This is a genomic window from Micromonospora sp. CNZ299, from assembly GCF_002754415.1.
On record NZ_PEFG01000001.1, the window covers coordinates 1,291,916 to 1,311,232 of the forward strand.

The window sequence follows — 19,317 nt, forward strand, 5'->3', positions numbered from 1 at the left end:
CACCCACGGTATTACCATGCTGGTCAGCGGCGGCCACGTCGGCTCCGTCTGCGGGGACGGACCACGCCCGGCATTCCGACCGAGGGCCAGCCGTCCAGCTCGGACGGGGGCACGCCGCGGCGGAGCAGGTCGTCCAGCAGCACGGCGAGCGAGTAGTCCGGGTGCAGGCTCAACGTGCGTTCCAGTGCGACCGCCGCCAACGCCCCCTGCCCCGCTCGCCACGCCGCGAACGCCAGCAGCGCGCCCGGGGCGGCAACCAACTCCGGCTCGACCCGACGCAGCACGTCGGTCCAGAGGGCGATGTCCCGGTCCCGACCGTCGGTGCGTTCCCAGGCGTGGTCGCGGACCGGCAGGTGGGTCATCAGCAGGCTCAACCAGGCCACCTCGTCGTCGTCGAGCCGCTCACCACGTCGCTGCCGGCGCTGGGCCTCGCGGACCGCCGTCACCCCTGCGGAACGCACCGCACGACCGCCGAGCAGATCACTCTCGGGCGCCTGCTCGATCAGCTCGGCCAGCCTCAGCCGGGCCCGAGCGGTCGCCGCGCGCGCATCCTCCCGGGCCGAGCCGTCCACGGGTGACACCTGCGCCACGAGGGCGGCCCGGTCGGGGAGCGCGACCTGGCCGGCGAAGACAGCGGATGCGGTCAACGGGTTGGCGTCGGGGTCGTAGCGCCGGCCCTCGGGTGGGCAGCAGTCGGGCTCGGTGCAGAGATAGGACCACCACCGGCCGTCGGTCACGCGCAGCGCGTCGAGCACGTCCATCCCGCCGGCGCTCAGTGCGGCGCGCACCGCGTCCACGGCCGGCGTCACCCGATCGGGTTGCCCGTAGCCGACCACGGTGGCGGCCTCCGCGCCCTGCCGGCGGATCACACCGGCCAGGTGCCGGGCCCGCTCGACCTGGTCGGTCGACGGGTCGGGCAGGTCCGCACGAGCGGCGAAGATGATCTGCCGACCGAGCAACGCCACGGCGACCACGCTGTCGGTGGGATGAAAGCCGAGCAGGTACGGCACTGCGGCGATCAGGTCGGCGGGTGAGCGGACGGCGAGCTGGGGGCGGTCGGTCGAGGTCATGACGGAAGCGTGCGGCGGGTCCGCCCGGCTCGACAGACCCTGTGGATGACACGCGGCTTATCCACAGCTACTCAGCGTGTTTTCCCTGCTCAGCCCGCACCTACGGGTTGCCGGAACGGTGTCGGTGTCCTCGGGCGGGACCGTGCTGTCGTGGGGAGCGGTTACGGTGCGCTGATGGACCTGGCGTACCTGCGCGCGCACCCGGCACACCTGCCGACCTTCCGGACCCATCAGCGGCTCCGGGAGACGCCGGTGGCCGGTGGAAACATCTGTGCTGCCGCCCGGCTCACCCTGGACGACGGCCACTCCGTCTTCGCCAAGTCCTGGCCGGAGGGGGCCGACCGACCGGCACCGGAGGGCTTCTTCGCCGCCGAGGCGGCCGGCCTGCGCTGGCTGCGGGAGGCCGGCGCTGTCGGCGTACCCGAGGTGGTCGTGGCATTGCCGGACCTGCTGGCGCTCGACTGGGTGGAGCCCGGCGAGCCGACGCCGGAGGCCGCGGATCGCTTCGGCCGTGAGTTGGCCGAGCTGCACCGGGCGGGTGCGGCCACCTTCGGCGCCGCGTGGTCCGGTTTCATCGGGTCACTTCCCCAGGACAACACCCCGACCGACGGGCCATGGTCGACGTGGTTCGCCGAGCGACGCCTCACCCCCTACCTGCGGCGCTCGGTCGACGCCGCTGCGCTGACCAGCGCCGACGTCCCAGTGATCGAGCGGGTGATCGAGCGGGTCGGCGGGCTCGGCGGCGACGAGCCACCCGCCCGCATCCACGGCGACCTGTGGCCGGGCAACGTGCTGTGGGGCGCCGACGACCGGGCCTGGCTCGTCGACCCGGCGGCGCACGGCGGGCACCGGGAGACGGATCTTGCCCAGCTCGCCCTCTTCGGCGGCATCCCCCACCTGGATCGGGTGCTGGCCGCCTATCAGGAGAGCTGGCCGTTGCCGGACGGCTGGCGCGAGCGGGTGCCACTGCATCAACTGCATCTGCTGCTCGTGCACACCGCCCTGTTCGGCGGCAGTTACCGAGATGTGGTGGTCCAGACCGCCCGTGCCGCCCTGGGCGGCGCCGAGCGCGCTACGGTCGACAGGTGAGCGCCGCCCCGGGGACCAACGGGGTCCTCGTCGACCGGTACGGCCGCGTCGCCCGGGACCTGCGCGTGTCCCTCACCGACAAGTGCAACCTGCGCTGCACCTACTGCATGCCGGCAGAAGGTCTGCCCTGGCTGGCCGGCCCCGAGTTGCTGACCGACGAGGAGATCGTCCGGCTGGTCCGGGTGGCCGTCGAACGGCTCGGTGTGACCGAGGTGCGGTTCACCGGCGGTGAACCGCTGATCCGGCCCGGGCTCGTCGGCATCGTGACCGCGGTCGCCGCGTTGCAGCCCCGCCCCCGGATCTCGCTGACCACCAACGGCATCGGGCTGGACCGGCTGGCCCCGGCGCTGAGCGCCGCCGGCCTGGACCGGGTGAACGTCTCACTGGACACTCTGGACGCGGACCGGTTCACCCGGCTCACTCGCCGTCCCCGCCTCGACGCGGTGCTGGCAGGGCTCGCCGGTGCGGCGGCCGCCGGGCTCAGTCCCGTGAAGATCAATTCTGTGCTGATGCGCGGTGTCAACGACGACGAGGCGCCGGCCCTGCTGCGCTTCGCCCTCGACCATGACTATCAGCTGCGAATCATCGAGCAGATGCCGTTGGACGCCCAGCACGGCTGGGACCGCAGCACGATGGTCACCGCGGAGGAGATCCTGACCTCCCTGCGGACCGCCTTCGACCTCGGTCCCGACCCGGCGGAGCGGGGCGCGGCACCCGCGGAGACCTGGCTGGTCGACGGGGGCCCCGCCCGGGTCGGTGTGATCGCCAGCGTCACCCGCCCCTTCTGCGGAGACTGCGACCGCACCCGGTTGACCGCGGACGGCCAGGTCCGCGCCTGTCTCTTCGCCACGGAGGAGTCCGACCTGCGTGCCGCCCTGCGCACCGGCGTGGACGACGACGAGCTGGCCCGACGCTGGCGCACCGCGATGTGGGGCAAGCGCGCCGGGCACGGCATCGACGACCCCACCTTCCTCCAGCCGACCCGGCCGATGTCGGCGATCGGGGGCTGAGCCGTGACCCCGGGCCCGCTGACCGTCCGCTACTTTGCGGGCGCCCGCGCCGCCGCCGGCCAGACCGAGGAGGTCCTGCCCGCCGGCCGGTCCCTCGACGACCTCACGGCCGAGCTGGTGCGGCGCCACGGCGACCGGCTCGCCGCAGTGCTGCGAGTCGCGAGTTTCCTGGTGGACGGCGTCACCTGTCATGATCGTCAGGCACCCCTGCCGGCCGGGGCCACGATCGATGTCCTGCCCCCGTTCGCGGGCGGCTGAGGGAGGCGCACGCATGTTGGCGGTTCTGGGGTTCGTGGCCGTCCTGGCCCTGATCACCGGCTTGATCCACCTCTACCTGTGGAAGCGGCTCGTTCGGGACACCACCACACCTGGCCGCTGGCGCCGGATCGGCGCGATCGCCGCCCTGGTGCTGGCGCTGCTCGTGCCGGCCACCCTCGCCGGGACGCAGGCCGGGCTCTACTGGCTCGCCTGGCCGGGCTACGTGTGGCTCGCGCTGATGTTCTACCTGCTCGTCGTGCTGATCGTGCTCGAAGTGCCGATGCTGGTCACCCGGCTGGTGCTGCGTCGCCGGGTGGTCGCCGCGGAGCCGACCGCCGCCGCGCCCGAGCCGGTGCTGGTCGGTGCCGCCGGGCCGACCGACCCGCCGGCCGCCGGCGCCGTCGCGGCACCGGATCACGACCCGGGCCGCCGGCTGCTGCTGGCCCGTGGAGCGGCCATCTTCGCCGGTCTCACCGCCGCCGGCACCGTGGGGTACGGCGTCCGCACCGCCCTCGGCCCACCACGACTCGACCGGGTGCAGATCCCGCTCGCCAAGCTCCCCCGCAGCATGGACGGCCTGCGCATCGCCACCGTCTCCGACATCCACCTCGGTCCGCTGCGCGGCCGCGCCCACACCGAGCGGATCGTCGCCGCGATCAACCGCCTCGACGCGGACCTGGTCGCGGTCGTCGGGGACCTGGTCGACGGCTCGGTCGCCGAACTCGGCTCGGCCGCGGCGCCGCTGCGCGACCTGCGCTCCCGTTACGGCAGCTTCTTCGTCACCGGCAACCACGAGTACTACTCGGGGGTGGAGGAGTGGGTCCAGGAGGTCGACCGTCTGGGCCTGCGGGTCCTGCAGAACCGGCGTCAGGAGATCCAGGCCCGGGGTGGCGTGCTGGACCTGGCCGGCGTGAACGACCTGGACGCCACCGGAGACATCGGCCTGGCGGCCGGGCCGGACTTCGCCGCCGCGCTCGGTGACCGTGATCCGAGTCGCCCGGTGGTGCTGCTCGCCCACCAGCCGTTGGCCGCGGTTGAGGCGGCCCGGTACGGCGTCGACCTGCAACTGTCCGGGCACACCCACGGTGGGCAGATGGTGCCGTTCAACCTGGCCGTGCGGCTGGAGCAGCCGGTGGTCAGTGGGCTCGGCGAGGTCGACGGCACCAAGGTCTACGTGACCAACGGCGCCGGTTTCTGGGGGCCACCCGTCCGGGTCGGTGCCGAGCCGCAGATCAGTCTGGTCGAGTTGCGCTCGGCATAGCGGACGTCACGTCCGCGCGTGGCGGCGGGCGGCCGGCGCGGCGGGCGTGACAGGATGCGGCGTGCCTCCGTTCAGCGCCGTACCCCCCGGTGGCCTCCCGCCATTCGTCGCGGACCTGCACATCCACTCGAAATACTCGCGCGCGTGCAGCCGCGACCTCACGCTGCCGAATCTCGCGTGGTGGGCCCGGCGTAAGGGCATCGGTCTGCTCGGCACCGGCGACTTCACCCACCCCGCCTGGTACGACCACCTGCGGGAGACCCTGCGCCCGGCGGAGCCGGGGTTGTACCGGCTGGACGCCGAGGCGGAACGGGACATCGCCCGCCGGCTGCCGCCGCGGCTCGCCGGGACGGCGGAGGCGGACCCGGTCCGGTTCATGCTGAGCGTGGAGATCTCCACCATCTACAAGCGGGACGACCGGACCCGCAAGGTGCACCACCTGATCTACCTGCCGGACCTGGACGCGGTGGCGCGGTTCAACACCGCGCTCGGCCGGATCGGCAACCTCGGCTCGGACGGCCGGCCGATCCTCGGCCTGGACTCCCGCGACCTGCTGGAGATCACCCTGGAGGCCAGCCCGGACGGCTACCTGGTGCCGGCGCACATCTGGACACCGTGGTTCTCCGCGCTGGGCTCGAAGTCGGGCTTCGACGCGATCGCGGACTGCTACGCCGACCTGGCCGAGCACATCTTCGCAGTGGAGACCGGTCTCTCCTCCGACCCGGCGATGAACTGGCGGGTCGGCAGCCTGGACGGCTACCAACTGGTGTCCAACTCGGACGCGCACTCCCCGCCGGCCCTGGGGCGGGAGGCGACGGTGCTGACCGCCGAGCGGGACTACTTCGCCGTCCGGGAGGCGCTGCGGACCGGTGACGGCCTGGCCGGCACGATCGAGTTCTTCCCGGAGGAGGGCAAATACCACGCGGACGGGCACCGGCTGTGTGGGGTCAACTGGTCCCCGGAGCGCACTCGCGCGGCTGGCGGGCGCTGCCCCGAGTGCGGCAAGCCGCTCACCGTCGGCGTCCTCAGCCGCATCGAGGAGCTGGCCGACCGACCACAGGGGCACCGGCCGGCGCACGCCCGGGACGTCACCCACCTGGTGCCGCTGGCCGAGATCCTCGGCGAGATCAACAAGGTGGGTGCCCGGTCGAAGAAGGTCGAGGGGCGGTTCAACGAGCTTCTCGCCGCGCTCGGCCCTGAGCTGGAGATCCTGACCACGACGCCACTGAGCGACATCGCGCAGGCGGGTGGCGAGCTGCTCGCGGAGGGCATCGGGCGGTTGCGGCGCGGCGACGTCCGCCGGGTGCCGGGTTACGACGGCGAGTACGGGGTGATCACCCTCTTCGACCCGGCCGAGCTGGGCGCCCACGCGGGCACGGCACAGGAGACGCTGTTCGACGTACCCGTGCCGGCGCAGCGGCGACCCGCGGAGCCGGCGGCCAAGGCCACGGCCAAGCGCCCGGCGGCGGCCAGGGCGGAGCCGAAGCGCAAACCGGCCCCGGCGCCGCCGATCGCGTCACCGCCGTCTCCCCACGAACCGTTCGAGCCGATGCTCTCCGGGATGGAGGAGGTCGGCACCGGCCTGCTGGACCGGCTGGACGCGATGCAGCGGGTGGCCGCCTCCGCACCCGGTGGTCCGCTGCTCATCGTGGCTGGTCCGGGCACCGGCAAGACCCGGACGCTCACCCACCGGATCGCGTATCTCTGCGCGGAGCTGAACGTCTTCCCCGAGCATTGCCTGGCGATCACGTTCACCCGCCGGGCCGCCGAGGAGCTGCGGCACCGCCTCGACGCCCTGCTCGGCCCGGTCGCCGAGGACGTCACCGTCGGTACGTTCCACGCGCTGGGGTTGACCATCCTGCGGGAGAACGCGGACGCGGCCGGCCTGCCGGTCGACTTCCGCATCGCCGACGACGCCGAGCGCGCGGCCGCCCGCGCGGAGGCGGGCGACGACAACGCCAGCTACGCGGCGCTGCTGCGCAAGCAGGACCTGGTCGACCTGGACGAGCTGGTGAGCCTGCCGGTGGAGTTGCTGCGGGCCGATCGGAAGCTGGTCGCGCGCTACCGGGACCGCTGGCAGTGGATCTTCGTCGACGAGTACCAGGACGTGGACGCGACGCAGTACGAGCTGCTGCGGCTGCTCAGCCCGGCGGACGGCAACCTGTGCGCGATCGGCGACCCGGATCAGGCGATCTACTCGTTCCGGGGCGCCGACGTCGGCTACTTCCTGCGCTTCTCCGCGGACTTCACGGACGCGCGGTTGGTGCGGCTCAACCGCAACTACCGCTCGTCGGCGCCGATCCTGGCCGCCGCCGTGCAGGCCATCGCGCCGTCCTCGCTGGTTCGTGGCCGGCGACTGGACCCGGCCCGGCTCGACCCGGAGGCCCCGCTGGTCGGGCGCTACCCGGCGGCGTCGGTGGCCGAGGAGGCCGACTTCGTGGTCCGTACCGTCGACGAACTGGTCGGCGGGCTGTCCCACCGCTCGCTGGACTCGGGTCGGATCGACGGCCGGTCCACCTCGTTGTCCTTCTCCGACATCGCCGTGCTGTACCGCACCGACGCGCAGGCCGCGCCGGTCGTCGATGCCCTGACCCGGGCCAACATCCCGGTCCAGAAGCGGTCACACGACCGGCTGCGGGACCGGCCCGGGGTGGCGGCCATCGCCCGCGAGCTGCGGCACGCCGACGGGCTGGCCGGCTCGCTGGCCGCCCGGGTGCGGCTGGCCGGCCAGGTGGTAGCGGAGCGGTTCGCCGTGCCCACCCTGGACGGCGCCGCCAGCACGGTCCGTCCGGATGACGTCCGCTCGGCCGTGGACCTCCTGACCCCGCTGGCCCGGCGCTGCGGCGACGACCTGGAGACGTTCCTGTCGCAACTGGCCACCGGAGCGGAGGTGGACGCGCTCGATCCGCGCGCGGAGGCGGTCACGCTGCTCACCCTGCACGCCGCGAAGGGCCTGGAGTTCCCGGTGGTCTTCCTGGTCGGCGTCGAGGACGGGTTGCTGCCGCTGCGCTGGCCGGGCTCCACGCCCGACGAGGACGCGGTCGCAGAGGAGCGGCGGCTCTTCTTCGTCGGCCTGACCCGCGCCCAGGACCGGCTGTACGTCACGCACGCGGCCCGCCGGACCCGGCACGGTGTGGAGCGGGACTGCGCCCCGTCACCGTTCCTCGGCGTCATCGACCCCGGCCTGTTCGAGCGGTTCGGTGAGGCGGAGCCGCGCCGTCCGAAGGACCGCCAGCTCCGGTTGATCTGACGATCGCCACGCCGTCCCGGCCACGGCGCCGGCGACGGGTCCGGTGGGCGCCGGGGCATCACCCTGAGGAACGCCGGTCAGCCGGCGAGCACGCCGAGCCACGCGCCAGCGAGCAGAGCCGGCCCGAGTGGCAGCAGCGTGTCCCGGCGTACCCGCCGCGCGGCGAGCAGACCGAGCACCAGAGCACCGTGCAGCACATGCGCCAGGATCAGCCCGGTGAGCAGGGCGTCCCGGCCCAGGCAGCCAAGCGGCAGGCCGAGGACGGCAGCGAGTTTCACGTCTCCGAAGCCCAGCCGGGAGCCGGGGAGCAGGGCCAGCAGCACGTGCGCCGCCCCGGCGACGACCGAGCCGGCCAGCGCGCCGAGCAGCCGGTCCGGGTCGTCGGCCAGCACCGCCACGCCGGCCAGGCCGGCGAGGGCCAGCAGCCCGGCGGCGAGGACGAGCGGGTTGGGCAGCCGCAGGCAGGCCAGGTCGACCGCAGCCAGCACCAGCCCCACCGCCGCCAACGCGAGGAACACCGGCAGCGCGGGGTCGTCACCCCGAGCGACGGCGAGGCTGCCGTACACGACGGCCGCCACCGTCGGGCCGAGCAGGACCCAGGCACCGCGCACAGGTCGCGGCCGGGCCGGCGGGGTCGCGAAACGCCGGGCCAGCGGGGGTACGACGAGACCGACCAGCCCGCCGAGCAACGCCACCCCGACCAGTGCAGCGGTCGGCATGAGCCGGACGTTAGCTGTGGTCGCCCGTCGGCGCGGTCCCCGATCGCGCTTCCGCGCTCACCCGACGGGGGCGTTCGGTGCTCACCACCAGGGCCACCCCGGCGACGATGACCGCGCCGCCGAGCAGCACCTGCGGGGTGATCGGCTCGGCGACCACCAGCGCGCCGAGGGCCACCGCGACCGCCGGGTTGACGTAGGCGTACGTCGACACCAGCGAGATGGGCGCGTTGTGCAGCAGCCAGACGTAGGCGGTGAACGCGACCAGCGAGCCGGCCACCATGAGGTAGCCCAACGCCAGCCAGGATCGGGTGCTGACCGCGGCCGGGTGGAAGTCCCCCAACTCACCCCGACCGGCGGCGACGACGGCCAACACCAGCGCGCCGGCCATCATCTCGTACACCGTGGCCACGAAGGGGTCGGCCGGCATCCGGATCCGTCCGGACAGGAACGACCCGACCGACCAGGAGGTGGCCGCTGCCACCACGGTCAACGCCCCCACCAGCGGTACGGCGTCCGAGCTGCCGGCGGGCAGCACCAGCAGGACCAGACCGGCGAAACCCACTGTGACCCCGGCGAACGTCCAGAGCGGCGGCCGGTCCCCGTTGGCGGAGCGCAACAGCACCACGAGCAGCGGGACGGTCGCGACCAGCAGCGCGGCGATGCCGGAGGGCACCGCCACCCCGGGCGGTCCGGATTCGGCGAGCACCACCAGTCCGTTGCCGCCGGCGAGCAGGAGCACCCCGACCAGCGCGGCGGAGCCGAGTTGCCGGCGGTCCACCCGCAGTGCGCCGGGTCCTCGGCGGAGCCGCAGCACCACCGCCAGGATCAGTCCGGCCACGGCGAACCGCAGTGCGGCCGACAGCAGCGGCGGCAGCGTCTCCACTGTGATGCGGATGGCCAGATAGGTGGAACCCCAGAGCAGGTAGACCACGACCAACGCGGTCCAGATCAGGGTCGGCGTGGCGCCGGCGCGGCGGCCGGCGAGGGCTGCGGCGCTCGGTGGAGGTGAGCTCATCAGTGGACCACGCTACGGTGACCTCGGAGTCGGCGTCCCGCATTGGTGGCCGGCCTCTCACCACTCGTGCAGGAGGGCGGCATGACGAACTACGGACCACCGGGTGGCGGCAACCCGGGACCGTGGCGTGGACAACGACCCGACGAGACGCCCGGACGGCCGGTGCAGCAGCCGTACCCGCCAGCAGCGGAGCCCTACCCGCCGGCGGTCCCGTCCTACCCGCACGCACCCCAGGGGCATCCCGGGCCGTACAACGGCCCACCCGCCGCGCCCTACGGTGGCGGAGCGCAGCCGCCCTACGGCGGTGAGCAGGGTGCCCCCTACGGCGGGGCCGAGACGCCCTACGGTCGCGAACCCGGTGCGCCCTACGGCGGCTCGTACGGGTCGGCAGGGGTGAACCCGACGTACGGCGGGCAGCCGTACCGGCCGGAGGGCGATCCGTACGGCGGCGATCCGGCTCCGGCACCGGGCCGGCGCGGTCGAGGGCCGCTGATCGCGGTGCTGGCCGTCGTACTGCTGCTGGTGGTGGCCGGCGGTGCGTTCTGGTTCCTGCGCGGGCAGGGCGACGACGCGGCGCCAGTGGCCGCGCCGTCCGGTTCGGCGGTTGCCGGTGAGCCCAGCGCGGACGCGGCCGAGCCGGTGCCGAGTGCCGCAGCGCCGGAGTCGTCGGCCGATCCCCGCTTCGCCAAGGTCGGCCAGTGCGTCCGTAACGAGGGCGCCGCAGGCGGCAAGCCCAAGTTGGTGATCAGCGGTTGCGCCGCCAAGTCGTACGAGGTGCTGAGCCGGATCGACGGCGCCACCAGCGGCGAGCGGGACGCCGAGGCCAAGTGCGGCAAGGTCGAGGGCTACACGAACTGGTACTTCTTCGACAGCGAGCTGGACACTCTCGACTTCGTCCTCTGCCTCAAGCAACGCTGAGACCACCCGGGGATGACATGACGACCTACGGACCAGCGGGCTCCGGTCAGCCGGACGACCCTTACCAACGCCCACCCACCGGGTCCGACGGCTCGCCGCCGGTCGATCCGACAGTGCCCCAGTGGGGCCCGCCGCCGCCCGCCGAGGATCCGACCCGGCAGCAGTGGGGCCCGGCACCGAGCGGTGGGGAGCCGCCCACCGCGCCGATGTGGGCGCCCCCGCCCACCTCCGGCCCGGGCTATCCACCGCCCGGTCCGTTCCCGCCCGCCGGTCCGATGCCGGGTCAGCAGCCCACGCCGTGGGGTCAACCGCCTCCCGGCGGCAACGGGATGCCGCCCGCCGCACCGGTGAAGAAGACCGGCGGCAGGATCGCCCTCATCGTCACGCTGGTGGTGCTGCTCGTGCTCTGCCCGTGCCTCGGCCTGGCCGGTTGGGCGGTCTGGAAGATCGCCGACGCCAGCGACGACGTCGCGCCCAGGCCGTCGTCGAGCGCGCCGGTCTTTCCACCCGCCCTGCCCAGCGACGCACCGCCGTCGGCGGCACCGACCCCGGACCGGGAGTTCGCCAGGGGCGACTGCGTGGTGAACGAGGGCACCGAGGAAAACGCGGAGCTGCGCAAGGTGCCGTGCGGTCCGAACACCTACCAGGTGCTGCTGCGGATTCCGGCGACCACCGACGGGGACCGGTGCGAGACGCTCGCACCGCAGGCGACCGCGAACTACGTGCACGACAACTCGGTCGACCTGTTCGACTACGTGCTCTGTCTGAAGAAGCGGTAGCTCACGATTGCCGAAACTAGGGCTGTCTAGCGTCCAGGCTAGACAGCCCTAGTTTTGTCTCGACGGTGTCGACACGCCGGTAGCCCCATCTATCCATGTCTAGCCCCGCAGCTAGATGGCCCGATACTCTCCGATGCGTGGATCCGGTCCGCAACCCGTACGCGCCGGGCGCCGGCCAGCGCCCGCCCGAACTCGCCGGGCGGGGGCGGGAGCTGGACGTCTTCGACATCGTGCTGGAACGCATCGCACGGGGGCGCCCCGAACGCAGCCTGATGCTCACCGGGCTGCGTGGCGTCGGCAAGACGGTCCTGCTCAACACGCTCCGGTCGCAGGCGATCAACCGCCTCTGGGGCAGCGGCAAGATCGAGGCACGTCCGGACCAGTCGTTGCGTCGCCCGGTCGCCGCCGCGCTGCACATGGCGGTCCGGGAGCTCGCCCCCCGACACCGCGCGCCCGATCGGATCGACGCGTTCCTCGGCGTCCTCAAGGCCTTCGCCCAACGATCCGCCCCGACCGGCCGGGCCGGTGCCGCCCCGAAGCTGCGCGACCGGTGGCAACCCGGCATCGACGTGCCGGCGGCCAGCGGCCGGGCCGACTCCGGCGACATCGAGATCGACCTGGTCGAGTTGCTCAGCGACGCCGCCGCGGTGGCCAGTGACGTGGGCACCGGCATCGCCATCTTCATCGACGAGATGCAGGATCTCGGCCCGGAGGACGTGTCGGCGCTCTGCGCCGCCTGTCACGAGCTGTCCCAGCTCGGCGCGCCGCTGATCGTCGTCGGCGCCGGCCTGCCGCACCTGCCGGCGGTGCTCAGCGCCGCCAAGTCCTACTCCGAACGGTTGTTCCGCTACCAGCGCATCGACCGGCTCGACCGGATCGCCGCCGACCAGGCGCTCTGCGCGCCCGCCGAGCGCGAGGAGGTCGAGTACGAGCAGAAGGCACTCGACCTGCTCTACGAGAAGTCCGGCGGCTATCCCTATTTCGTCCAGGCGTACGGCAAGGCGACCTGGGATCACGCCCCGCGCTCGCCGATCACCGCCGCCGACGTACGGGTCGCCGCGCCCGAGGCGGAGGCCGAGCTGGCGGTCGGGTTCTTCGGCTCCCGGTTCGAACGGGCCACCCCCGCCGAACGCGAGTACATGCGGGCGATGGCCACGATGTCCGCGGTCGAGGGCGAGTCCGGAGCGGTGGTCCGCGACGACATGGATGCGGCAGTGCCCACCGCCGAGATCGCCCGGGCCCTCGGTCGCAAGCCCGCCAGCCTCTCGCCGGCGCGGGACGCGCTGATCAAGAAGGGGCTCATCTACTCCGGTGAGCGGGGCACTGTCGCCTTCACGGTGCCGCACTTCGGCAGGTACCTGCGCACCCAACCGGCCTGACCGCCGACCGGGACGACGGGGTCAGACCTTCGACCAGGGCGTCGGAAAGAGCACCTCGCCGCGGGGCGGGGGGCCCTCCTCGCTGGTGGACGGCGGCAGCACCAACGCCTGCCAGGGCTCACCGAGACCAGCCCACGGGCCCGTCAGGCCCAGCTCCGTTGCCGGGCTGAAGCCGAACCGGCGGTAGAAGGCCGGGTCACCGAGGACCACGACCAGCCGCTCGCCCAGCTCGGTGGAGGCGTCCAGTGCGGCCTGCACGACCGCTGTGCCGTGCCCGACGCGCTGCCGGTGCGGTGCGACCGCCACCGGGCCGAGGGCCAGCACGGGCACGTCCGAGCCTCGCTCGGGCCGCACACGCACCCGGGTGAGCAGCGCGTACCCGACCACCTCGCCGCCGTACTCGGCGACCATGGCCAGCTGCGGCAGCCAGGCGGGGGTGCCGCGCAACTCGTCGACCAGGATCACCTCCGGCGGCGTTGCCACGTCGGGGCGGGCGAAGGCGGCGGCCAGCACGCGGCGTACCGGGCCGGCGTCGGCCGGGTCCTCGGGGCGTAGCCGCAGCGTGGTCACCCGCGCGACGTTACCCTCCGCAGCCGGTCCATCCGTGACGGTCGCTCGAATCGGCGTGGCGCACGTGTACGAGCACCGATCCGATCCGGCCGTTGGCGGGGTAGCAAACGTCGCGAAGGGGTATGACTGATCCATGACGCCCGTACGCTCCCTCGCCCGAGTCATGCTGAGCGGCATTTTTGTGGTCAGCGGTTACCGCAACCTCCGTTCCCCGGAGCGGCTGGCCAAGAAGGCCGCGCCAGTGACCGACCGGGTTGCCCCGACACTGCAGAAGTTGAACCCCCGCATCCCCACCGACACCGTGCAGCTGATCCGGCTCAACTCGGCGGTGCAGCTCGGCGCCGGGCTGATGCTCGCCACCGGACGGCTCACCCGGCCCGCCGCACTGGTCCTCGCCGGCACGATTGTGCCGACGACCATCGCCGGGCATCCCTTCTGGAACGACGACGACCCGGTCACCCGTGACACGAACAAGGTCCACTTCCTGAAGAACCTCGGTCTCCTCGGGGGTCTGCTGCTGGCCGCGGCCGACACCGAGGGCAAGCCGGGTCTGCGTTGGCGCACCGGCCACCGCATCGGCCATTCTCGACGTTCCATGCAGCGCGCCGTCCGTACGGCCCGGCGCGAGGCCCGGATCGCCGTCCGATCCGCCTCCACCGCACGTCGCCTCCCCGGCTGACCTGCGTCGATCCGTCTCCGTGCCACCCCCACCCCCGCTAAGGCCGCGAATTACCTGAACCACCCGGTAGGCGTTAACGCGGTGGAAATGTCAAAAACATGTGTGGGATCGGACACGGTCGCATAACGCGGGAGGCACTGACGTGAGGCGCCGTTCTAGGCTCCGTGCAGGACCTGGACGGGTAGGACGACCTTGGTATGGGGGTGGCCACGCCATGCCGACGGCTGTCGGTAGACGGGCGGACCGCCTCGCCCCAATCCAACGCGTGACGCGTGGGATCGATCGCAGGAACGTCGTACGGGGTGCAATCGTGGCCGCCGTCGCCTACGCCGCATGGCTTGCCATCGGCACCTTCGGGCGGCCGTACAACTTCTTCGACATGAAGATCTATCACGGTGCCGTGGTGTGGTGGGCGAGCGGTCATGAGCTCTATGAGTTCATCGCGCCCGGAACCACACTCGGTTTCACCTACCCGCCCTTCGCCGGCCTGGTCATGCTGCCGATGGCGCAGCTCCCGATCGGCATTGCCGGCATGGTCAACGCCGCCGCCAGCATCGCCGCGTTGGCGCTGGTGCTGGCCGGGTTGCTCCGCCCCATCGTGGATCGGCTGGCGTGGCCACTGTGGTTCGTCGTGGCCCTGGCGGTGCCGCTCGCGGTCGCCATCGAGCCGGCCCGGGAGACCCTCGGCTACGGCCAGGTCAACATCCTGCTGTTCGCGTTGATCATGGCGGACCTGATCGGCCTGCGCTGGCGCTCCCGCCGGGGCACCCACTACGCCGCGACCGACGGTCCCCTGCTGCGCTTCCTCTACGGCGGCGCCTGGGCTGGCGCGGGCATCGGCCTGGCCACCGCGGTCAAGCTCACCCCGGCACTGTTCATCGCCTACCTGCTGATCACCCGCCAGTGGCGGGTGGCAGCCACCGCCATCGGCACCACGATCGGCGTGACGGTGGCGAGCTTCGCGATCGTTGGCGACGAGTCGCGGGCGTACTTCGGCAGTGTGCTCTGGCAGACCGAACGGGTCGGCGCGGCGGACATGACACCCAACCAGTCCCTCGCCGGTCTGCTCGCCCGGCTGTACGACTCGATCGAAACCCCCGGGCTGCTCTGGTTCGCCTTCTCGGTGCTGATCCTGGCGCTGGGCCTGTCCCGGGCGGCGAGTTCCCGTGCCGACGGTGACGAGCTGACCGCGTTCACGCTGGTCGGCCTGACCGCGAACGTGATCAGCCCGATCTCCTGGACCCACCACCTGGTCTGGGTGATCCCGGCGATCATCGTGCTGGCCGACGCCGCCGTGCGCCGCCGGGAGGCCAGTCGGGGGATGCCACAGCGCACCGGCCAGGGGACGGTGTTCGGCGGGCTGCCCGGGGTCAACGGGCTCCGCCCACCGATCTGGTATCCCACTCTGACCGGGCTCCGTCACGGGGTCGCCGCGATCGGGCTCTATCTGCTCTTCCTGATCTCCCCGATCTGGCCGTACGAGCACCAGCTACCGGAGATGTCGCACTACCAGGACGGTCTCTTCGGAGCGCTGATGGAAAACTCGCTCGCGGTCGCGCTGATCGTGCTCGTCGCCGCGCTGCCCTGGCGGCCCGGTGCGGAGCCGGCGTTCTACGGCGACCGGATCACCAGGGCCGCGCTGGTCAACGGCCGCCGCTGAACGGTCAGGGGCAGTTGACCCATTCATCGGTGCCATCGGTGAAGACCTGCCGCTTCCAGATCGGCAGGCGCGCCTTGACCTCGTCGACCAGCCGGGCGCAGGCCGCGAAGGCCGCCGCCCGGTGGGCGGTGCTCACCGCGGCGACCAGTGCCACGTCACCGATCGCCAGCGGGCCGACCCGGTGCGAGACCGCCACCGCGTAGACGTCGGGCTCCGCGGCGATCTCGGCGGCCACCTCGCGCAACACCTGCGCGGCGCTCGGGTGCCCCTCGTACTCCAGGCTCGTGACCTGACGCCCATGGTCGTGGTCGCGGACCACGCCCTGGAAGGAGACCACGGCTCCGGCCCGACGGTCGGCGACCGCCGCCTCGTGGGTGGCCAGGTCGAGCGGCTGGTCGGTGACCTCGCCGAAGGTGATCGCCGGTGCGGTCATGAAACACGCTCCCCAGGAAGCAACGGCAGTGGCACGATGGGCACCCGGTCACCCGGCTCGCCGCTGGTGCCGGGCCTGATGACGGCGAACCCGTCCGCGCCGGCCAGGCCACGCAGCATCGCCGAACCGACGTGTCGCACCGGAGTCGCGGTGCCGGCGGCCCGATTCAGTCGGACCAGCGCCAGGTGGGTGTGGTCACCGCGACCGGGCACCGCCTCGGCCAGGGTGACCTGCGGCAACACCGGCATCGAACGGCCCTGCAGACCGGCGAGCAGCGGCGCCACCAGCGACACCAGCGCGACGATGGCGGACTGCGGGTTGCCCGGCAGCCCCGCCACGAAGCGGATCCGCCCGTCGTGCCCGGCCAGCCGGGCCAGGAGCATCGGGAAACCCGGCCGGACCGCGACCGTGTTGACCACGTAATCGGCGCCCAGCGCCTCCAGGGTCGGGTGCAGGTGGTCGACCGGGCCGTTCATCGTGCCCCCGGTGGTGCACACCAGGTCGGCGCCGGCCAACGCCGAGCGCAGGGCCGCCACGTGCGCGGGCAGCGTGTCCGCCACCGGGCCGACCACGTCGGACGGGCGGATCTGGCAGCCGTACCGCCGCAGCCACCCGGGCACCGCCGGGCCCAGCGCGTCCCGGACACGACCGGCTGCCGGCGGGCCTGCGGTCAGCAGCTCGTCACCGAAGACGAGCAGCGCGGCGCGCGGCGCTCGTCGGACCCGCAGTGTGTCGTGCCCACAGGAGGCCGCCAGGCCGATCACCGCCGGGTCGACCGGCGTGCCGACCGGCAACAGCTCCTCGTCGGCGTACGCCTCCTCGCCGGGTTGCCGCCACTCGGGCGTCTCCCGGGGAGTGCCGCGGACCAGACCGTCGACGGTCGTGGACTCCTCCACGCGCAGCACGGCGCTGGCACCCTCGGGCACCATGGCGCCGGTAGCGATCTCGACGGTCGTGCCGTCCTCGGTGAGCGGCGCGGGGGTGCTGCCCGCCAGCACCCGGCCGACGACCCGCCACGGGCCGGTGCCGCGCACCGCCCAGCCGTCCACGCTGGAGGTCGGGAAGGCGGGCAGGTCGGTGCGGGTGGTCAACGGCTCAGCAAGGGTGGACCCGTCGATGTCGGCCAACGGTCGGGCGACGGCGGGCAGCGCGGCGGCCAGACCGACCGCGTAGACCCGCGACCGCGCTTCCTCCCAGCCGGCTGGTGGAGGTGCGACGACCCGATCCGCGGTGGGTGCGGTTTCCGTGCTCACCAACCGAGCCTATCGGCACGGACCGACACCCGTCGGGGCCTGGCGTGGACCGGTCGGTGGGCGCAGCCGCGAACCTCAGTGGTCGCCGCCGCGCAACTGGTCGACGGTGTGCCCGAGGATCGGCCCGAGCACGGCCAGGCCGTCCCGGGCGCCGCCGGTCGAGCCGGGCAGGTTGACCACGAGCATCCGACCAGCCACCCCCGCCAGACCCCGGGACAGCACCGACGTGGGCACCCGGTCGCGGCTGTGCGCGCGGATCGCCTCGGCGATGCCGGGGATCTCGTAGTCGAGTAGACCCCGGGTCACATCCGGTGTGCGATCCGACGGGGTCACCCCGGTGCCACCACTGGTCACCACCACGTCGACACCGTCGGCGCGGGCGGCCTGCAAGGCGGCACCAACCGGCTCACCGTCGGGCACCACCACCGGCTCGTCGACCTCGCACCCCAGCTCGCGCAGGCCGGCGACGAGCAGTGGACCGCTGGTGTCGGCGTAGACACCGGCCGCGGCCCGGTTGGACGCGACGATCACCCGCGCCCGGATCACGGCCGGTCCTCCGGCCGGACCCACTCGCCGGTCTTGCCGCCCTCCTTGCGCAGCACCCGAACAGCCTCCACCGAGGCCGCCGGGTCGACCGCCTTGACCATGTCGATCAGAGCGAGGCCGGCGACGGCAACCGCCGTCAGCGCCTCCATCTCCACCCCCGTGCGGTCCGCCGTGCGGGCGGTGGCCGTGATCTCCACGGTGTCGGCTGTCAACCGCAGGTCGACAGTGACGCCGTGCAGGGCGATCGGGTGGCACAGCGGGATCAGATCGGGAGTGCGTTTCGCCCCCATGATCCCGGCCAGCCGACCGACCGCCAACGCGTCACCCTTGGGCAACCCGTCACGATGCAGCAGGTCGATGACCTCAGGCGTGGTCCGCAGACGGCCGGCGGCCACGGCCAGCCGGCCCGTAACCGCCTTGGCGGAGACATCGACCATGCGGGCCGCGCCAGCACGATCGACGTGGCTGAGCTGTGCGGGTTCGGTCACGGTCGTGAGCCTATCGGTGCGGTACGACGGCGTTCGGAAGGCGAGGACGGGCCCGGCGGGACGCGGCGAGCATCGGACCCCGCCACCGAACCAGGGCGCGCTCCAGCAGCTCGCGAGTACGGTCCGGGCGACCGGCCACCAGTGCTTCCCGACCCGCTTCCGTTCCAGCTCGAAGCAAAAGACATCGACCCGTTCCGGGTCCACAACGAGTCGATAGCCGTTGCGTTGGCGTTCGATGGCGTTCGATGGCACCGTAACCGTCCGGGACAGCCTCGAAAGTCCGGCGCAGATTGGCCGCATTGGTCCGCACATTAGCCATAGCTGATTGCGGTGGGCAATCGACCCATAACTCGTCGACGAGGTCGTCCAATGTCACCAGCCGACCGGGTTGCACTGCGAGTATCGCGAAGATGCCTGCTGTTTGGGCGTACCGAGGCGCACCATGCAGGTAGAGAGTTGCACCGAAAGACCGCCCAGAACCTGAATCTCCACCGGCGCCCCGTTCGAGCCGTGCCGAGTATTCAGTCGATCACGCAGCGAAGTCTGCGCCCTCGCTTCGGTGACGTGCTGCTCACGGGGCGAAGCAGGATGGCCGTCGGTGACCTCGGGATTACCGCGAGGAAGGTCAGTCCATTGCCTTCCGCAACCGCACCATGTCGGCAGCAAGTTGCATCGGCACCAACCGTTCCACGTCGCCGCCCTCGATCCCCTCGAAGGCTGACGCCTTTACCCCTCCTGCCTGGAACCTCGGACGCGTCAACTCTGCCCGAGTCGCGTTGATGCCTCTCCAAACTCCGGATGAGGCAACTCCTGGGGTGCCGCAGACTTAGCGAATAACGCGACCATTACCTCGTCGGATACCGTCTGCAGTTGCCAGCCGTCTCACGAATCCAGCAAGGGCGAGTTCGACCGCACTCCGTTCAGCAGCCATGGACAGAAC

General features: G+C 72.5%; 19 protein-coding genes. 10 read left to right on the forward strand and 9 right to left on the reverse strand.

Annotation, left to right across the window (positions count from 1 at the left end; all coding sequences use genetic code 11):
- Positions 1-23 precede the first annotated feature (23 nt).
- Entirely contained in the window at positions 24-1,070 is a 1,047-nt protein-coding gene (locus CLT68_RS06195; RefSeq protein ID WP_099849427.1) for a DUF4192 domain-containing protein, read from the reverse strand.
- Between the two features lie 174 nt (positions 1,071-1,244).
- On the opposite strand from CLT68_RS06195, the gene CLT68_RS06200 reads away from it, so the two are divergent.
- The 5 genes from CLT68_RS06200 to CLT68_RS06220 all read left to right on the forward strand — a co-directional run bounded on the left by CLT68_RS06200 (position 1,245) and on the right by CLT68_RS06220 (position 7,938).
- Entirely contained in the window at positions 1,245-2,159 is a 915-nt protein-coding gene (locus CLT68_RS06200) for a fructosamine kinase family protein (RefSeq protein ID WP_099856842.1), read from the forward strand.
- A complete protein-coding gene (moaA, locus tag CLT68_RS06205; RefSeq protein ID WP_088950752.1) occupies positions 2,156-3,169 on the forward strand; it encodes a GTP 3',8-cyclase MoaA in 1,014 nt (337 codons plus the stop codon). The genes CLT68_RS06200 and moaA overlap by 4 nt, the downstream gene beginning before the upstream one ends.
- A gap of 3 nt (positions 3,170-3,172) precedes the next feature.
- Positions 3,173-3,427, forward strand: a complete 255-nt coding sequence (locus tag CLT68_RS06210) for a MoaD/ThiS family protein (protein WP_099849429.1) — start codon at positions 3,173-3,175, stop codon at positions 3,425-3,427.
- Positions 3,428-3,440: 13 nt separating this feature from the next.
- Positions 3,441-4,688, forward strand: coding sequence for a metallophosphoesterase (locus tag CLT68_RS06215; protein WP_099849430.1), 1,248 nt, complete (start codon positions 3,441-3,443; stop codon positions 4,686-4,688).
- A 61-nt stretch (positions 4,689-4,749) separates the two neighbouring features.
- A complete protein-coding gene (locus tag CLT68_RS06220; protein ID WP_099849432.1) occupies positions 4,750-7,938 on the forward strand; it encodes a UvrD-helicase domain-containing protein in 3,189 nt (1,062 codons plus the stop codon).
- A gap of 77 nt (positions 7,939-8,015) precedes the next feature.
- Here CLT68_RS06220 and CLT68_RS06225 read toward each other — a convergent pair whose 3' ends face one another.
- Both CLT68_RS06225 and CLT68_RS06230 read right to left on the reverse strand, forming a co-directional pair.
- A complete protein-coding gene (locus CLT68_RS06225; protein ID WP_099849434.1) occupies positions 8,016-8,657 on the reverse strand; it encodes a prepilin peptidase in 642 nt (213 codons plus the stop codon).
- A gap of 10 nt (positions 8,658-8,667) precedes the next feature.
- On the reverse strand, positions 8,668-9,672 hold the full coding sequence (locus tag CLT68_RS06230; protein WP_099849436.1) for an EamA family transporter: 1,005 nt from the start codon (positions 9,670-9,672) through the stop codon (positions 8,668-8,670).
- Between the two features lie 393 nt (positions 9,673-10,065).
- Between CLT68_RS06230 and CLT68_RS33080 the strand changes: the two genes are divergently transcribed.
- The 3 genes from CLT68_RS33080 to CLT68_RS06245 all read left to right on the forward strand — a co-directional run bounded on the left by CLT68_RS33080 (position 10,066) and on the right by CLT68_RS06245 (position 12,748).
- Positions 10,066-10,590, forward strand: a complete 525-nt coding sequence (locus CLT68_RS33080) for an LppU/SCO3897 family protein (protein ID WP_199177211.1) — start codon at positions 10,066-10,068, stop codon at positions 10,588-10,590.
- A 329-nt stretch (positions 10,591-10,919) separates the two neighbouring features.
- The gene (locus CLT68_RS06240; RefSeq protein ID WP_099856845.1) at positions 10,920-11,369 is read left to right on the forward strand and encodes an LppU/SCO3897 family protein; all 450 of its coding nucleotides are present in this window, start codon (positions 10,920-10,922) and stop codon (positions 11,367-11,369) included.
- A 137-nt stretch (positions 11,370-11,506) separates the two neighbouring features.
- A complete protein-coding gene (locus CLT68_RS06245) occupies positions 11,507-12,748 on the forward strand; it encodes an ATP-binding protein (protein WP_099849437.1) in 1,242 nt (413 codons plus the stop codon).
- Between the two features lie 21 nt (positions 12,749-12,769).
- Here CLT68_RS06245 and CLT68_RS06250 read toward each other — a convergent pair whose 3' ends face one another.
- On the reverse strand, positions 12,770-13,318 hold the full coding sequence (locus CLT68_RS06250; protein ID WP_099849439.1) for a GNAT family N-acetyltransferase: 549 nt from the start codon (positions 13,316-13,318) through the stop codon (positions 12,770-12,772).
- A 133-nt stretch (positions 13,319-13,451) separates the two neighbouring features.
- On the opposite strand from CLT68_RS06250, the gene CLT68_RS06255 reads away from it, so the two are divergent.
- Positions 13,452-13,997: a DoxX family protein gene (locus tag CLT68_RS06255; protein WP_088950759.1), complete on the forward strand. Its 546-nt coding sequence runs from the start codon at positions 13,452-13,454 to the stop codon at positions 13,995-13,997.
- Between the two features lie 214 nt (positions 13,998-14,211).
- A complete protein-coding gene (locus CLT68_RS06260; protein ID WP_099849441.1) occupies positions 14,212-15,657 on the forward strand; it encodes a glycosyltransferase 87 family protein in 1,446 nt (481 codons plus the stop codon).
- Between the two features lie 4 nt (positions 15,658-15,661).
- On the opposite strand, the gene CLT68_RS06265 is transcribed toward CLT68_RS06260, so the two are convergent.
- The 5 genes from CLT68_RS06265 to CLT68_RS33670 all read right to left on the reverse strand — a co-directional run bounded on the left by CLT68_RS06265 (position 15,662) and on the right by CLT68_RS33670 (position 18,696).
- On the reverse strand, positions 15,662-16,090 hold the full coding sequence (locus tag CLT68_RS06265) for a molybdenum cofactor biosynthesis protein MoaE (protein ID WP_088950761.1): 429 nt from the start codon (positions 16,088-16,090) through the stop codon (positions 15,662-15,664).
- A complete protein-coding gene (locus CLT68_RS06270; protein ID WP_099849443.1) occupies positions 16,087-17,343 on the reverse strand; it encodes a molybdopterin molybdotransferase MoeA in 1,257 nt (418 codons plus the stop codon). The genes CLT68_RS06265 and CLT68_RS06270 overlap by 4 nt, the downstream gene beginning before the upstream one ends.
- A 75-nt stretch (positions 17,344-17,418) precedes the next feature.
- A complete protein-coding gene (locus tag CLT68_RS06275) occupies positions 17,419-17,889 on the reverse strand; it encodes a MogA/MoaB family molybdenum cofactor biosynthesis protein (RefSeq protein WP_088952101.1) in 471 nt (156 codons plus the stop codon).
- Positions 17,886-18,377 (reverse strand): cyclic pyranopterin monophosphate synthase MoaC, encoded by a 492-nt coding sequence (gene moaC, locus CLT68_RS06280; protein ID WP_099856846.1) that lies wholly within the window; start codon positions 18,375-18,377, stop codon positions 17,886-17,888. The genes CLT68_RS06275 and moaC overlap by 4 nt, the downstream gene beginning before the upstream one ends.
- A 10-nt stretch (positions 18,378-18,387) precedes the next feature.
- Positions 18,388-18,696, reverse strand: coding sequence for a BTAD domain-containing putative transcriptional regulator (locus tag CLT68_RS33670; protein WP_486482414.1), 309 nt, complete (start codon positions 18,694-18,696; stop codon positions 18,388-18,390).
- Positions 18,697-19,317 lie beyond the last annotated feature (621 nt).

Bases quoted from the DNA above. Each gene is read 5' to 3' on its own strand.
- CLT68_RS33670 (WP_486482414.1), bottom strand. From the start codon at position 18,696: ATGGCTAATGTGCGGACCAATGCGGCCAATCTGCGCCGGACTTTCGAG.
- CLT68_RS06240 (WP_099856845.1), top strand. From the start codon at position 10,920: ATGCCGCCCGCCGCACCGGTGAAGAAGACCGGCGGCAGGATCGCCCTC.
- CLT68_RS06255 (WP_088950759.1), top strand. From the start codon at position 13,452: ATGACGCCCGTACGCTCCCTCGCCCGAGTCATGCTGAGCGGCATTTTT.
- CLT68_RS06265 (WP_088950761.1), bottom strand. From the start codon at position 16,090: ATGACCGCACCGGCGATCACCTTCGGCGAGGTCACCGACCAGCCGCTC.
- CLT68_RS06200 (WP_099856842.1), top strand. From the start codon at position 1,245: ATGGACCTGGCGTACCTGCGCGCGCACCCGGCACACCTGCCGACCTTC.
- CLT68_RS06225 (WP_099849434.1), bottom strand. From the start codon at position 8,657: ATGCCGACCGCTGCACTGGTCGGGGTGGCGTTGCTCGGCGGGCTGGTC.
- CLT68_RS06230 (WP_099849436.1), bottom strand. From the start codon at position 9,672: ATGAGCTCACCTCCACCGAGCGCCGCAGCCCTCGCCGGCCGCCGCGCC.
- CLT68_RS06260 (WP_099849441.1), top strand. From the start codon at position 14,212: ATGCCGACGGCTGTCGGTAGACGGGCGGACCGCCTCGCCCCAATCCAA.
- CLT68_RS06215 (WP_099849430.1), top strand. From the start codon at position 3,441: ATGTTGGCGGTTCTGGGGTTCGTGGCCGTCCTGGCCCTGATCACCGGC.
- CLT68_RS06195 (WP_099849427.1), bottom strand. From the start codon at position 1,070: ATGACCTCGACCGACCGCCCCCAGCTCGCCGTCCGCTCACCCGCCGAC.